The 13,675-nt window shown below is 62.5% G+C and carries 10 protein-coding genes and 2 pseudogenes; 7 read left to right on the top strand and 5 right to left on the bottom strand.

Annotated elements, in window-relative coordinates:
* Positions 1–4 precede the first annotated feature (4 nt).
* Together MF410_RS34820 and argE are read right to left on the bottom strand one after the other, a co-directional pair.
* Entirely contained in the window at positions 5–928 is a 924-nt protein-coding gene (locus MF410_RS34820; protein ID WP_097626249.1) for a glyoxylate/hydroxypyruvate reductase A, read from the bottom strand.
* 15 nt (positions 929–943) lie between these two features.
* On the bottom strand, positions 944–2,071 hold the full coding sequence (gene argE / locus MF410_RS34815) for an acetylornithine deacetylase (RefSeq protein WP_239621434.1): 1,128 nt from the start codon (positions 2,069–2,071) through the stop codon (positions 944–946).
* Positions 2,072–2,310: 239 nt separating this feature from the next.
* On the opposite strand from argE, the pseudogene MF410_RS34810 reads away from it, so the two are divergent.
* Positions 2,311–3,187, top strand: a pseudogene (locus MF410_RS34810) (GNAT family N-acetyltransferase).
* A 247-nt stretch (positions 3,188–3,434) separates the two neighbouring features.
* A complete protein-coding gene (locus MF410_RS34805) occupies positions 3,435–4,328 on the top strand; it encodes a DMT family transporter (RefSeq protein ID WP_239621432.1) in 894 nt (297 codons plus the stop codon).
* A 25-nt stretch (positions 4,329–4,353) separates the two neighbouring features.
* Here the strand turns inward: MF410_RS34805 and MF410_RS34800 are convergent, their stop codons facing one another.
* Positions 4,354–5,229 carry a helix-turn-helix domain-containing protein gene (locus tag MF410_RS34800; protein ID WP_097626245.1) on the bottom strand — a complete coding sequence of 292 codons (876 nt, stop codon included), beginning with the start codon at positions 5,227–5,229 and terminating at the stop codon, positions 4,354–4,356.
* Positions 5,230–5,324: 95 nt separating this feature from the next.
* Between MF410_RS34800 and MF410_RS34795 the strand changes: the two genes are divergently transcribed.
* Positions 5,325–6,887, top strand: coding sequence for a 4-hydroxyphenylacetate 3-hydroxylase N-terminal domain-containing protein (locus tag MF410_RS34795; protein ID WP_131711250.1), 1,563 nt, complete (start codon positions 5,325–5,327; stop codon positions 6,885–6,887).
* A gap of 10 nt (positions 6,888–6,897) precedes the next feature.
* Positions 6,898–7,411, top strand: a pseudogene (locus MF410_RS34790) (flavin reductase).
* A gap of 257 nt (positions 7,412–7,668) precedes the next feature.
* Here the strand turns inward: MF410_RS34790 and MF410_RS34785 are convergent.
* Both MF410_RS34785 and MF410_RS34780 read right to left on the bottom strand, forming a co-directional pair.
* Positions 7,669–9,147: an aldehyde dehydrogenase gene (locus tag MF410_RS34785; protein ID WP_239621430.1), complete on the bottom strand. Its 1,479-nt coding sequence runs from the start codon at positions 9,145–9,147 to the stop codon at positions 7,669–7,671.
* A 58-nt stretch (positions 9,148–9,205) separates the two neighbouring features.
* Complete coding sequence (locus MF410_RS34780) at positions 9,206–10,660, bottom strand: APC family permease (protein WP_239621428.1); 1,455 nt, start codon at positions 10,658–10,660, stop codon at positions 9,206–9,208.
* Positions 10,661–10,984: 324 nt separating this feature from the next.
* On the opposite strand from MF410_RS34780, the gene MF410_RS34775 reads away from it, so the two are divergent.
* The 3 genes from MF410_RS34775 to MF410_RS34765 are packed head-to-tail and all read left to right on the top strand — an operon-like array spanning position 10,985 to position 13,670.
* Entirely contained in the window at positions 10,985–11,770 is a 786-nt protein-coding gene (locus MF410_RS34775) for an IclR family transcriptional regulator (RefSeq protein ID WP_183780182.1), read from the top strand.
* A complete protein-coding gene (locus MF410_RS34770) occupies positions 11,770–13,023 on the top strand; it encodes a Tm-1-like ATP-binding domain-containing protein (RefSeq protein WP_239621426.1) in 1,254 nt (417 codons plus the stop codon). The genes MF410_RS34775 and MF410_RS34770 overlap by 1 nt, the downstream gene beginning before the upstream one ends.
* Complete coding sequence (locus MF410_RS34765) at positions 13,020–13,670, top strand: HAD-IA family hydrolase (protein WP_239621424.1); 651 nt, start codon at positions 13,020–13,022, stop codon at positions 13,668–13,670. Before MF410_RS34770 ends, MF410_RS34765 begins: the two co-directional genes overlap by 4 nt.
* Positions 13,671–13,675: the final 5 nt, after the last annotated feature.

Raw genomic sequence — 13,675 nt, 5'->3', positions numbered from 1 at the left:
TCGTTTAATAACCACGTGTCCGATCGACCAGGCCGATCAGGGTTTCGCCGGCGCGGTGGCGCCGGATATTTTCGATGACCGAATGCGCCGCCGTTTCCGGCTGGGTGACGGAGGCGATGTGCGGCGTGATCGCCACTTTTGGATGGTGCCAGAGCGGATGGTCTGCCGGCAGCGGCTCGGGATCGGTGACGTCGAGCATTGCGGCGGCCAAGCGGCCGCTATCGAGCGCCTCGATCAGCGCCGTCTGGTCGAGCTGCGGTCCGCGGCCCACATGCAGCAGCCTGGCACCGGCCGGCAGCTGGGAGAAGAGCTCGGCATTGAGAATGCCGCGCGTCTCATCGGTCAGCGGCAGCAGGCAGACCAGAATGTCCGTCTCGGCCAGAAAATCGGCAAGTCCATCCGGGCCATGATGGCAGGTGACACCATCGATTTGCTTTTTGCTGCGGCTCCATCCGGCGAGCGGAAATTGGAACGGCTTCAAGCGCTCGATCGCCGCCTGCGCCAAAATGCCGAGGCCGAGGAAACCTATTCTGCGCGCGGTGGCCTGCGGGGCGGCCAGCGTCTGCCACGCAGACTGTTTCTGCAGGTCCCGGTAAGCGAGCATCTCCCGGTGGAGCGTCAGGACCCCAAGAGTGACGTATTCCTGCATCATCCGGATAATGCCATCCTCGACCATACGGACGAGCGCCACATGGTCCGGCAGGCTGTCTTGTTTGAGCTGATCGACGCCGGCGCCGATACAAAACAGCACTTCCAAATTGCGGTAACGCGCGATGTCGCCGGGGACCGTCCAGGTCAGGAGATAGCGCACCTTGTCCGGATCTACCGGTTGGCCCTGTCCGACGAATTCCAGATCCGGAAGCTCGCGGGCAAAAGCTTCCTTGAAAATCGCGCCGCGTGTGGCATCGGAGTTGAAGAGAAACGCCATGGAAATCGCCTTCTTTCAGCCTTCGGCAAGGGAGGCGCCGAGTTTCTCGATCATCGTCTGGCATGCGGCGAGCTCGCCGATCTCGATATACTCGTCGGGCCGGTGCGCACGGGCGATATCCCCCGGTCCGCAAATGATCGAATCGATGCCGGCTTGCTGATAGAGCCCGGCTTCCGTGCCGTAGCTGACCGCGGCCAGCGGCTTCTGCGCCGTCAATTCCGTCAGCAGCGCCGCGAGTTCGCTGCCTTCGGGGAGCGCAAGACCTGGGTAGGCGCTCAACTCATGCCAGCCGACCTCGAATCCCTGGTCTCTGAGGGCCGTGAGCCTGGCTTTTACCGGCTCGAGCAGCGATGACGTCGAGATAACCGGCACGGCGCGAACCTCGATATCGGCGGTGCAGCGATCCGGTATGATGTTGACCGACTGGCCGCCGGCAATGACACCGACCTGCAATGACGAGTAGGGTGGCGCGAAATCGTGGTGGAAAGGGCCGCTCGTCAGGGACCTGCCGTATTCGGCGACCTCTGTGATGAGATTGGCCATGGCATGAATGGCGTTTAATCCGAGATCAGGACGAGAGGAATGACCTGATCGCCCGATCACCTCCAGCCGGACCGCTGCCTTGCCCTTATGCCCCCGCACCGCCTGCATCCGGCTCGGTTCGCCGATGATTGCACCCAGCGGGGCGTTGCACAGCTTCGGCAGCGCCGCGATCAGATGCGGCACCCCGCGGCTGCCTGCCTCCTCGTCATAGGAGAAGGCAAAGTGGATCGGCCGCTGCAAATTCATGGCGGCAAGCTTCGGCAATGCGGCCAGTGCGCAGGCGAGAAAACCTTTCATATCGGTGGCGCCGCGTCCGTAAAGCCTGTCTCCCGCCGCGCGCAGCACGAAAGGATCCGAACTCCATTCCCGTTCACCGGCCGGCACGACATCCATGTGTCCGGACAGAATGTAACCTCGGCCTTCGCGTGGTCCGACGGTCGCGAAAAGGTTGTATCGGTCACCTTCCGGGCCGGGGTGGACCGTCACCTCGGCTCCCGCCTTCCGACAATAGTCGGCTATCCAGTCGGCAATCGCGCCGTTCGTCGTTCCGACGACGGAAGGGAACGCGATCAGCCTCGCAAGAATATCTATGACGTCCATGGGTGACCAAGTTGCCTTTGGAGTGGTCGAGATGCTAGCTAGCCTAAGCAAAGGCAGGAGTTTTGCCTGCTGAGTGGGGCCTCGGTTCAGCTGAAGATTTCGAATTGTTGCGGCGAACAAGCCAATCCTGCCGGCCTTGGTGTGCGATATTGTGACTTGGTTGCAATCGGCGCAGGATCAAAGACGCTGTTCACTTCCAGTGGAGTCTGGTGATCTGGCGAACGGAACGGATACCCGAAATGCAAAAATCAGTGCGGCTGAAATCGTTCGAATTGATTGCGCAGGATATCAACAGTGTCGATGTCAGCCTGCTTCACGCATTGTCGATCGGCGTCGGCTGGCCGCACCGGCCGAAGGACTGGGATATGCTGCGGCGCGCGGGCCGCGGCATCGTTGCGGTCGATGGGATCGGACGCGTGTTCGGAAGTGCGATGTGGTTTCCGCATGGTGATGATTTCGCCACGATCGGGCTGGTGATCACATCGCCGCGCACGCAGGCGCAAGGGACCGGCCGATGGCTCATGGAGCAGGTGTTCGAGCAGTGCGGCGACCGCGATCTGAGCCTGAATTCAACCCATGCGGCTTATAGAACTCTATGTTTCGCTCGGCTTCACCAAGGAAGCAATTGTCTATCAATACCAGGGGGATGTCGCGCCTAAGCTCCCTCCCCTGCCGGAGCTGAACGGGCAATTGAGCGAATTGTCAAATGACAATGTCGAGGAGATCAACGCTCTCGATACGCGCGCTTTCGGCACCGATCGCGGCAAATTGCTGGCTTTACTTGCCGAAGGTGCTTCCGTTTGCACACTCCGGCGGGGTGACGAAATCGTCGGCTATTCCATGTGCCGCGAGTTCGGACGCGGCCATGTGGTCGGGCCGATCGTGGCAAGCAATGATCAGGACGCGATCCATCTGACCGCCGTGCATCTCAAGGATCTGGCTGGCCGCTTCGCGCGCGTCGATACGCGGGAAAAAGGCCTCTTCGCCGAGTTCCTTCAACAAAGCCGGCTGGCCGTCTCGGAAACCGTGACGACCATGTCCAAGGGGCGGCGTTTCCTGAACAGGAAGAATGGGGAGCCGGCGGTTTACGGCCTGGCCGGCCATGCCGTCAGCTAGAGAATGACACTGACAAATGTTGCTCGATGTCCTGTCGATGACGGTGGCTGAGAAGCCGTCCGTGGCGTCGCATCGAACAGCCCTCGACAGTTGCTCTTCAATCACGTTTAAACGCTTCGCGCCCGGATTCCAAAGCGCGTCGCATCAAACTTGATCCATGCGCCGCGCTTTGGTCCTTTGTTTTATGCATGTCGTTACCCGGAACCGCTGCACATTCCGGACGACATGCATTGAGGATCGAAGCAAGATGCCAATTCATGAACTTGCCGCGCTCGGAGCGGCAACGTGCTGGGCCTTTACGGGTTTGATCGCGGCGGGTCCATCCGGCCATCTCGGCGCGCCGGCCTTCAACAGGGTCCGCCAGGTTTTCGTCACCGGTCTTTTGGCGCTTTATGTGATTTTTACCGGATCCTGGCGCCAACTGGACGAGGCAAGCGTCGGTCCGCTGCTCTTGTCCGGACTGATCGGCATCTTCATCGGCGATACGCTGCTCTTTGCCGCCCTGAACCGGCTTGGCCCGCGTCGTGCCGGCATCCTGTTCGCCCTCAACGCTCCGATTGCCTCACTGCTCGGCTGGCTGGTGCTGGGGGAGGTTCTATCGTTTTCCGCGGTGGTGGGGATTGCTTTGACGGCCGCAGGCGTTTTTCTCGCCATCGTGTTCGGCAAGAGCCGATCGCAGATCCATCAATGGGAGAGGATCAAGGGGCCACTGTGGATCGGCGTCCTGCTTGGGCTTGGCGCCGCAACCGGCCAGGCGGTCGGTTCCATCATCGCGCGACCGGTCATGGTCAGCGGTATCGATCCATTCGTCGCGTCCCTGCTGCGTGTCGCCATGGCGGCCCTTTGCCTCAGCATCCTGATCCAGTTGCCTGTCCAGTCGGTCAAGCCGAAGGGACCGCTCACCTTCAAGGTCGCGGCATTGACCGCCCTGACCGGGATCATCGCCCTCGGCATGGGCATGACACTCCTGCTCTTTGCGCTGGCTGGCGGCAAGGTCGGTATCGTTGCGACACTGTCGGCAACATCGCCCGCGATTATTCTACCGCTGTTGTGGCTGAAAACCGGCGAACGCCCGGCCGGCGGCGCCTGGGCCGGCGCCGCTCTTGTTGTCGTCGGGATGGCTTTGATCTTTCTTCGATGACCGATAGCGACAGTTCCGTCGCTCGTCACGATGCCGCCTGCAAATGCCGCCGGCGCCAGGCGGCCGGCGCCTCGCCGGTGCGTTTGCGGAAGAAGCGAGAGAAATAGGCGGGATCGTCGAAACCGATCTCGCCGGCAATATCTTCCACCGAGCGGACGGTGAACATCAGCAGGCGTTTGGCTTCCAACAGGCGCCGCTCCAGCAGCAATTCCTTGACGGATAATCTGAAGACTTCGCGGGCGGCCTTGTCGAGCAGATGCGGCGTGGTCGCAAGCAGATCGACATAGGCTCTCACCGGCCAATCCTTTCTGTAGTGAAGATCGACGAGACGGCGCAGCGCGAGGCCGAGTGAGACAGTCGCCGAGGTCGACGGCAGGGCGACCCGGCCGCCGATGCGGCCCATCAGCGACAGCACGACCGAAATCAGGCCGCAAAGCACCTGTTCGCCGTACGCACCTCGATCGCGATAATCCTCGGAGACCATGTCGAGCAGTGTTGCGAGCTTGGTCCATACCGGATCTGCAGGCTGGCCGGTCAGGAAGGTCGGCACGTCGAGATTGAGCGCGATCTGCGGCACGATCGCCTTCAGCATGTCGTCCGAGACCGATACGACGATCGCGTCGGACTGTTCGTCGACATCGAAACCATGCACCACGTTGCTCGGCACGAAGCTCACGGCGGGAGCGGAAAAATTCCAAGTTTCGTCTTCAATCCGATAGGTTCCGCCCCCTTGAAACCAATAGGTGATCTGTCCCATCAGCGGATGTTTGTGCGGCGAGACATGGCCGAAATGCAGGTTTTTTCGCTCCATCACCGTTTCGACGTGCAGGAATCCCACATCGAGCGAGCGGCTCGGCTCGCCATAGACGAAAAAATTCGGAACATCGTTTCGTGTCGCCATAGCGGAAAAAGTACCAGCGAATTCCCTTCTTTGTCCATGGTGTGCCCGCCGCTCCCGTTTTAGCTTCTATCAATATTCCAAGGGAGGAACCTGACATGCGAGCTGAAGACCACCGCGGCGACAAGACCCGTCCGTTCACCGGCGCCGAATATCTCGCCAGCCTGCGCGACGGACGCGAGGTCTATATCAACGGTGAGCGCATCGCCGACGTCACCAGCCATCCGTCGATGCGCAATTCCGCCCGTTCGATCGCGCGGATGTATGATGCGCTGCACGCAGAGAAGACCAAGGACCGCCTGACATCGCCGACCGATACCGGCAATGGCGGCTATACGCATAAATATTTCCGGGTGGCGAAATCCTCGGCCGAGCTCGTCGCCCAGCAAGGCGCCATCGCCGATTGGGCCCGCATGTCCTATGGCTGGATGGGCCGCACCGCCGACTACAAGGCGGCTCTGATGAACACGCTCGGCGCCAATGCCGACTGGTATGGGCCGTTCAAGGACAATGCGCTCGCCTGGCACAAACGCGCCCAGGAAGCAGCGCTGTTCATGAACCATGCGATCGTCAATCCGCCGATCGACCGGCACAAGCCGGCCGATGCCGTCAAGGATGTCTTCGTTCACATCACCAAGGAAACCGATGCCGGCATCTACGTCTCGGGCGCCAAGGTGGTGGCGACTTCCTCGGCGCTGACACATTACAACTTCCTCGCCCAGAGCTCGGCGACGGTGACGGAAGATCCCTCGCTCTCGGTCATGTTCATTGTGCCGATGAATGCGCCTGGCATCAAGATGTTCTGCCGCGTCTCCTACGAGCAGACCGCCAACACGGTCGGTCAGCCTTTCGACTATCCCTTGTCGTCGCGCTTTGACGAGAACGATGCGATCCTGGTGCTCGACAACGTCTTCGTGCCCTGGGAGGACGTGCTGGTGTTGCGCGATGCGGCCAAGATCCTGTCGTTTCACCCGGCTTCCGGCTTCATGCACGGCTACTGCTTCCAGGGCTGCACGCGCTTTGCCGTCAAGCTCGACTTTATGGCGGGGCTGCTCGCCAAGGCGCTGCGCGCCACCGGCGGCGACGCCTTCCGCGGCAATCAGGCCGCACTCGGCGAGGTCATCGCGCTGCGCCACATGTTCTGGTCCTTCTCCAACGCCATGGCCCACAATCCCCAGCCATGGGCAAATGGCGCCGTGCTGCCCAACATGGAGGCAGCCCTTTCCTACCGCACCTTCATGTCGGAGGCCTATCCGCGCGTAATCGAGACGGTGCGCAAGGTCGTCGCCTCGGGGCTGATCTATCTCCCCTCCTCCGCCAAGGATTTCGGCAATCCCGAGATCGACCGCTATCTCGCCCAATATGTGCGCGGCTCCAACGACATGGGCCATATCGAGCGCATCAAGATCATGAAACTGCTGTGGGATGCCACCGGCACCGAATTCGGCGGCCGCCACGCGCTTTACGAACTCAACTATGCCGGTGCGCCTGAGGAGGTCCGGCTGCAGGTGCTGAAGGGCGCCGAGCGCGGCGGGCGGCTGAGGGAGATGGAAGCGCTCGTCGACCAATGCATGAGCGATTACGACGAAACCGGCTGGACCGGCGACACCTGGCTGCCGCCGCTCGATCAGGCATCCGCCGTCCGCAACGCGGCCGAGTGAGGAGACGGCCATGGAGGAGCAAGTCTCGAAAACCGAGTTCCGCGACGCGATGGCCAGGGTCTGTGCCCCGGTCAACGTCATCACCACCAACGGACCCGCCGGGCGCGGCGGGTTCACCGCCACCGCCATGTGCAGCGTCACCGACGAACCGCCGACGCTGCTGGTCTGCATGAACGGTCGCTCGGCCCAATGCGGCGTCTTTCTCGAAAACCACCGCTTTTGCGTCAACGTACTCGCCGATGACCATCAGGAGTCTCGCCGGCTATTTCGCCGGCCGCCAGGCGGATATGGCAGCACGCTATGCCGCGGCGGAATGGGTCGACATGCCGTCGGGAAGCCAGGCGCTGGCCGGCGCCATGGTTTCCTTCGACTGCCGGCTCACCGAGGCGCGCCTGGTCGGCACACATCATATCTTCATCGGCCAGGTGATCGGCATTCGTGCGCGGGCGGATGGCAATGCACTGCTATACTTCGACCGCAACTATATCAACGTGCCGACGCAGGTGGGCAGTTTCGGGGGATAGGCGATCGGCTTCCCCATTGCCGACCACCGATGGGAAAGCCGACTTGTTGTCGCCCCAACGGCTCTGGCCAGTGGCCTGCCCCTTACCGATCCGGGCCGAGTCACTCGTCTCGACTCGTCCTTCGGACCCCCGTAAACAGAACGAGGGGTGCTAGGCGTGAGAGAGCAACGGAGAGGTTGCGGCTATCTCCCTTCGCCCCGCTAGCGGGGCGAAGGTGTCGGCAGGCGTGACCGGCAGTTCGGTTGGCGCCGTTCCTCTCAGAGCTGGATCCACGCGGTTTTCAGATCGACATACTTATCCAGCGCATGCAGCGATTTGTCGTGGCCGTTGCCCGATTGCTTGACGCCGCCGAGCGGCACGCTGTTGTCGGCGCCGCCATAGGTGTTGACGTGCACGACGCCGGCGCGGATGCCGCGGACCATCCGATGGGCGCGCGACAGGTTCGATGTCCAGGCAGCGGACGCCAGCCCATATTCCGTGGCGTTGGCGATCTGCAGAGCTTCGGCCTCCGTCTCGAACGGAATGATCGACAGGATCGGCCCGAAGACTTCCTCGCGGGCAAGCGTCATCGATGGCGTCACGTCGAAGACCGCCGGTCGCATGTAATAGCCGCCGGTCTCCTCCAGGATGCGGGTGCCGCCGGTGCGCAGCAAAGAGCCTTCCGACACCGCCTGGGCGACATGGCCGAGGTCTTTCCGCAGCTGGATCTCGCTTGAGATTGCGCCGGCCTCGGTGGAAAGCTGCAAGGGGTCGCCGACCCTCATGGAGGCGGCGATGCCGGCGACCTTTTCCGAAAATTCCTGATGGATCGATTTTTCCACCAGCAGGCGGGAACCCGCGACGCAGACCTGACCGGAATTGCGGAAGATTCCGTAGGCGGAAATCTTGGCGGCCTGATCGAGATCCGGCGCATCGGCAAAGACGATGTTCGGCGATTTGCCGCCCAGTTCCAGATAGACGCGCTTCAGGTTGGAGCGCGCCGAATATTCCAGCAGCCGGCGGCCGATCGGGCCGGAGCCGGTAAAGGCGAGCACATCGATATCCATATGCAGTCCGAGCGCTTCGCCGCTGACGGCGCCGCGGCCGGTGACGACGTTGAGCACGCCATCGGGTAATCCCGCCTCGGTGCAAAGTTCGGCGAGCCGCAGCAGGGTCAGCGATGCGCCCTCGGCCGGTTTCAGCACCACCGAATTGCCGGCCGCAAGGGCCGGCGCAATCTTCCAGGCGCCGATCATCATCGGGAAATTCCACGGCACGATGGCGGCGACCACGCCCACCGGCTCGCGGTGAACGAGGCCGAGAATGTTGTCGGCTGTCGGGGCGATCTCGCCATAGACCTTGTCGATCGCCTCGGCATAGTAGCGGAAGGTGCCGGCGGCATTGCCCGGCTCGGCCTTCAGCGCCATGGAGATTTCGGTGCCGTTGTCGCGCACGCCGAGCACGGCGAGTTCAAGCGCGTTCTTCTCGATCAGTTCGGCGATCTTCAGCAGCACCTTCTTGCGCTCGGCAGGGGCTGCCCGCGACCAGCCGCCTTTTTCGAAGGCGCGCCGCGCCGCTTTGACCGCCTGATCGACGTCTTCGGCGCCGGCATCGGCGATCGTCGTTAGCTTGGTTCCGTCGATCGGGGAGATGACGTCCATCGCCGCTCCGCTGACGGCCAGGCGCCAGGCACCGCCGATAAACAGCGATTGGGGAGGAACGGGCTGCGTCCGCAACTGATCGATCTTGTCCTGCATCTCATGCTCTCACGAAAAAGGGTGGCGGAGATGATCCGCCACCGTTGATAGGGTTCGGTCAGGCTTCCTGCCCGGCGCCAAGCCGGGCAAAACCGACGGCATCCGCAGACTTCAGGCGCGCTGCGGCTAGCAATCCGACGATCCCGGCGATCAGCACGAGACCCGGCAGGAATACGCCGAGCGCGCCATTGGCGCCGGCGATGGCGCCAAAATTCGCCGAGATATAATAGACGAGCGCAAGCAAGATCAGGCCGGTGACGACAGGCAGCACCTTGACGGCCAGCACATTCCGCTCGAGCCCCGGGTTGCGGCTGAAAAAGGCGACGATCGCAAAGGCGGTGAAGGCCATCAGCAGGATGATCGCAAGCGTCGCCACATTGGTGAGCCACGAAAACAATGCGAGCACCGGATCCTGGCCCGTCATAGCAAAGAGCGCGACGACAAGAACCGCGATGACCGTCTGGATGATGGAGCCGACATGCGGGCTCTGGAAGACCGGATGCGTAACGCCGACCGACTTCGGCAGCAGACCCTCGCGGCCGGCGACATACATGTAGCGTGCAACGCCGTTGTGGAACGCAAGGACGCCGGCAAACAGACTGGTGATGAAGAGAACGCTCATCACGACGGTGATCCAGTGGCCGACATAGCGCTCGGCAAGGCCGAAGAGGAAAGTCGTGGGATCGGCGAGGCCCTGCAGTTCGGGCACGAGCTTGTCGGCGCCGGCGCCGTTCACCATTAGCCATGACGTCAGCATGTAGAAGAGGCCGATGATCAGAACCGAGATATAGGTGGCGCGCGGCACGGTCTTGTGCGGTTCGCGGGCTTCCTCGCTGTAGATGGTCGTTGCCTCGAAGCCGATGAAGGCGGCGAAGCAAAAGAGGATGCCGATCGCCGGCGTTCCGCTCCAGAAGGCGGTGGGCGTGAAGGGGGTGGCGGACAGGCCGCTGTCACCGCCCTTGGCCAGGATCGCAGCGTCAATGACGAGGGCGACGAGATATTCGAGAATGACGAGAACCATCAACACCTTGGCCGAAAGATCGACTCGCCGGTAGCCGAAGACGGCGACAAAGGCGATGCCGATATAACTCCAGACCCACCAGGGAAGGTCGAGGCCGAGCTGCTCGGCGAAAAAGCCCCTGGTCGCTGCGCCGAAGAGGCCGAGGACGCCGACCTGCATGGCGTTGTATGCGAGGATCGCGATCAGCGCCGCCGCCCCGCCCATCAGGCCGCCGAGGCCTTGAGCCGTATAAGCGTAGAAGGCGCCGGCATTGCGGATATGGCGCGCCATGGCGACATAGCCGACGGCAAACAGCAACAGAATGCCGGTGACCAGCAGGAAGGTTAGCGGAATGCCCGCTCCGTTGCCGAGCATCATCGACAGCGGCACGCCGCCGGCAACCGCCGTCAGCGGTGCGGCGGCCGAAACCACCAGGAAGGTCACGGCGCCGACGCCGAGACTGTTTTTGCGCAGCTGGTTCTCTGCGGCGCTTTGCGAATTTTGCATATTCATCTGCCTTCGTTCCCCTTGTTTAAGGACATCCGATCATCGCTGCGATGCGCGCACGCGACCTCCACCAGAACCGGACTGACAAACGGTGTTTTTGGCTTTTGTTGATTTTGCCGCCGTCAGCGCTTATGGTTCATTATTTGAACCGCAGCTTCAAATATAGACTTGCAAACAATCCCGGGCTCTGTCAAGTTAATTCGCATGTTAAGTATCTTGGGTCGCTGCTATCGTGCCGCGGTACAGGGTTTGCGGGCTGATTTGACGGATGGCGTAAAGCCGGATGCAACAAGCCCGGGACATGAACCCTACTCCCCGAGAGGAAGAACGATGAGCACGATCGGAAAGGCGCTTTCATTGCTGGACACCCTGTCACGGCTGGGCAAGGAGGTGGGTCTGACCGACATCGCCCGCCTGTGTTCGCTCGACAAGGCGACGGCACGGCGCTTTCTGGTGGAACTGGAAAAACACGGTTTCGTCGAGCAGGACCCTGACAGCCGCCGCTATCGGATCGGTTCGGCGCCAGTTCGGCTCGCCCGCATCCGCGAGGCCCGCTATCCCTTCCTGCGGGTCGCTGTGCCCTTCATCAGGACACTTGCCGAATCCTCGGCGGAGACGGTGCATCTTTCCGAATTTTCAGGCGGCCGGCTGTCGACCATCCATGTGGAAGATCCACAGCGGGCGCACCGCATCATCGTCGATGTCGGCAGCATCCTGCCCTTTCACGCCACCGCGTCCGGCCTTGCCTTCCTCGCCTTCTGCCCGTCGACGGAGATCGACGCGGCGCTGCGAAAGCCGCTCGAAAAATTCACCGACCATACCGTCGTCGACCCGCAGCTGGTCCGCGGCCTGCTCGACGAGACGGCCGCGCGCGGCTTTTCCATCAGTCATCAGGGTCTCGAAGCCGGCGTCATCAGTGCCGCCGCACCCGTGCGTGCGCCTGACGGCCGGCCGATCGGCTGCGTGGCCGTCGCCGCCCCGCTCTCGCGCACCACCAAGACCGCCATTTACGAATTCGGCGCGCAGGCGATCGCCGCTGCCGACGGAATTTCAGAAAAATACTACGGGTCGGAAAGGCTCACGGGAACCAGTCCAAAAACCAGGAGGAGAGATTGATGAGCCCTGCGGCTCCCTCGCCAAAGATACTTGTCATCGGAACCGGTGACACCAAATGCGACGAACTGCAATTCATGGCGTCGGTCATCACCGAAGCCGGCGGCCGGCCTGTTATGGTCGATGTCAGCATTCTCGGCGACCCGCCCTATATTCCCGACCATTCCAAGCACGACATCGCCAAGGCGGCCGCGACCTCGATTGCGGCGATCACCGAAAACGGCGATGAAAACAGTGCGATGGCCGCCATGGCCAGGGGCGCCGCGGCCTTGACCCGCCGGCTTTACGAGGACGGGCTTGTCGATGGCATCATCGTGCTCGGCGGCTCCATGGGTACGGATCTCGCCCTCGACGTCGCCGCCGTTCTGCCGCTCGGCGTGCCGAAATTCGTGGTCTCGACCATCGCCTATTCCCACCTGATTCCGCCGGAACAAATCGCCCCCGACCTGATGATGATCCTGTGGGCCGGCGGCCTCTACGGCCTCAACAGCATCTGCCGCTCGGTGCTGTCGCAGGCCTGCGGCGCGGTCGTCGGCGCCGCAAGGCACGGAACCAAACCCGATCGCACCCGCCCGCTGATCGGCATGACCTCGCTCGGTTCCTCCTGCCTGAAATATATGAAGTATCTGCGGCCCGAGCTGGAAAAGCGCGGTTATGACGTCGCCGTCTTTCATTCCACCGGCATGGGCGGCCGCGCCTTCGAAGCCATCGCCGCGCAATCCGGCTTTGCCGCCGTCTTCGACTTCTGCATCCAGGAGGTCAGCAATCACCACTATGGCACGGTGGTGACCTCAGGGCCGGACAGGCTCGAATGTGCCGGCCGCGCCGGCATTCCGCAGATCGTCGCCCCCGGCGCCGTCGACATGGTCGATCTTCAGGCGTGGCAGGCCCTGCCTGACATTTTCGCCGAGCGCCCCTATCATGCCCATAACCGGCTGATCGGGTCGGTGACGACCTCGCCGGAAGGCCGGCGGGAAGTGGCGCGGCTGATCGGTCAGAAGCTGGAACGGGCCGATGCGAAGGTCGCCTTCCTGCTGCCGACCGAAGGGTTGCAGGAATGGGACAAGCCGGACGAGCCGCTGCATGATCCGGAAGGCCTCGCCGCCTTCCTCGACGAAATGCGCCGCGCTGTTCCGCCCTCCGTCACCTTCCGGGAAGTCGACGCCCACATCAATTCTCCCTCCTTTTCCGCCGCAGCCCTTGCCCTTTTCGACAGCTGGGTTGCCGAAGGCATCATTCCGGAAGGACGGCCATGACAAGAGAACGCGCCCTCATCCTCGATTTCGGCGGCGTGGTCACCCGCACCCTGTTCGAGACGCATGACATCACCGAGCGGACGCTCGGCCTTCCCCAAGGCTCGCTGACCTGGCTTGGGCCGTTCGACACGGCGACCGACCCGCTCTGGGTGGCGATGCAGAACCGCGAGATCAGCGAACGCGATTATTGGCTGACGCGGACCGGCGAGATCGGCCGAATGGTCAGAGAGAGCTGGACCGATATGCAGACTTTCGTGCGCCGCGCCCGCGGCGCCGAGCCGGAGTTGGTGCTGCGCCCTGAGGCCCGCGACGCCATCCTGCGGGCCAAGGAAGCAGGCTTGAAGCTCGCGATCCTGTCGAACGAACTCGACCTTTTCTACGGAGCCGAATTCCGCAAGCGCTTCCCGCTGATCGACCTCTTCGACGTCATCGTCGATGCCACCTACACCAAGATCCTCAAGCCCGACCCGCGCGCCTATGAGCAGGTGCTTTCCGAACTCGGCCTGCCGCGCGAGGCCTGCGTCTTTGTCGACGACCAGAAGAAAAACATCGAAGGCGCCGAAGCCGTCGGATTGCCGCATGTGCATTTCGACGTCACCCGCCCTGCCGAAAGCTATGCCCGCGCCCTTGCGATGCTGGGCCTCTGAACGAG

The sequence above is a fragment of the Rhizobium sp. C104 genome (assembly GCF_022354505.1).
Classification (GTDB): Bacteria; Pseudomonadota; Alphaproteobacteria; order Rhizobiales; family Rhizobiaceae; genus Rhizobium; species Rhizobium redzepovicii.
Note: the sequence above shows the minus strand (reverse complement) of the source record. Positions and strands in the feature narration are given on the sequence as shown.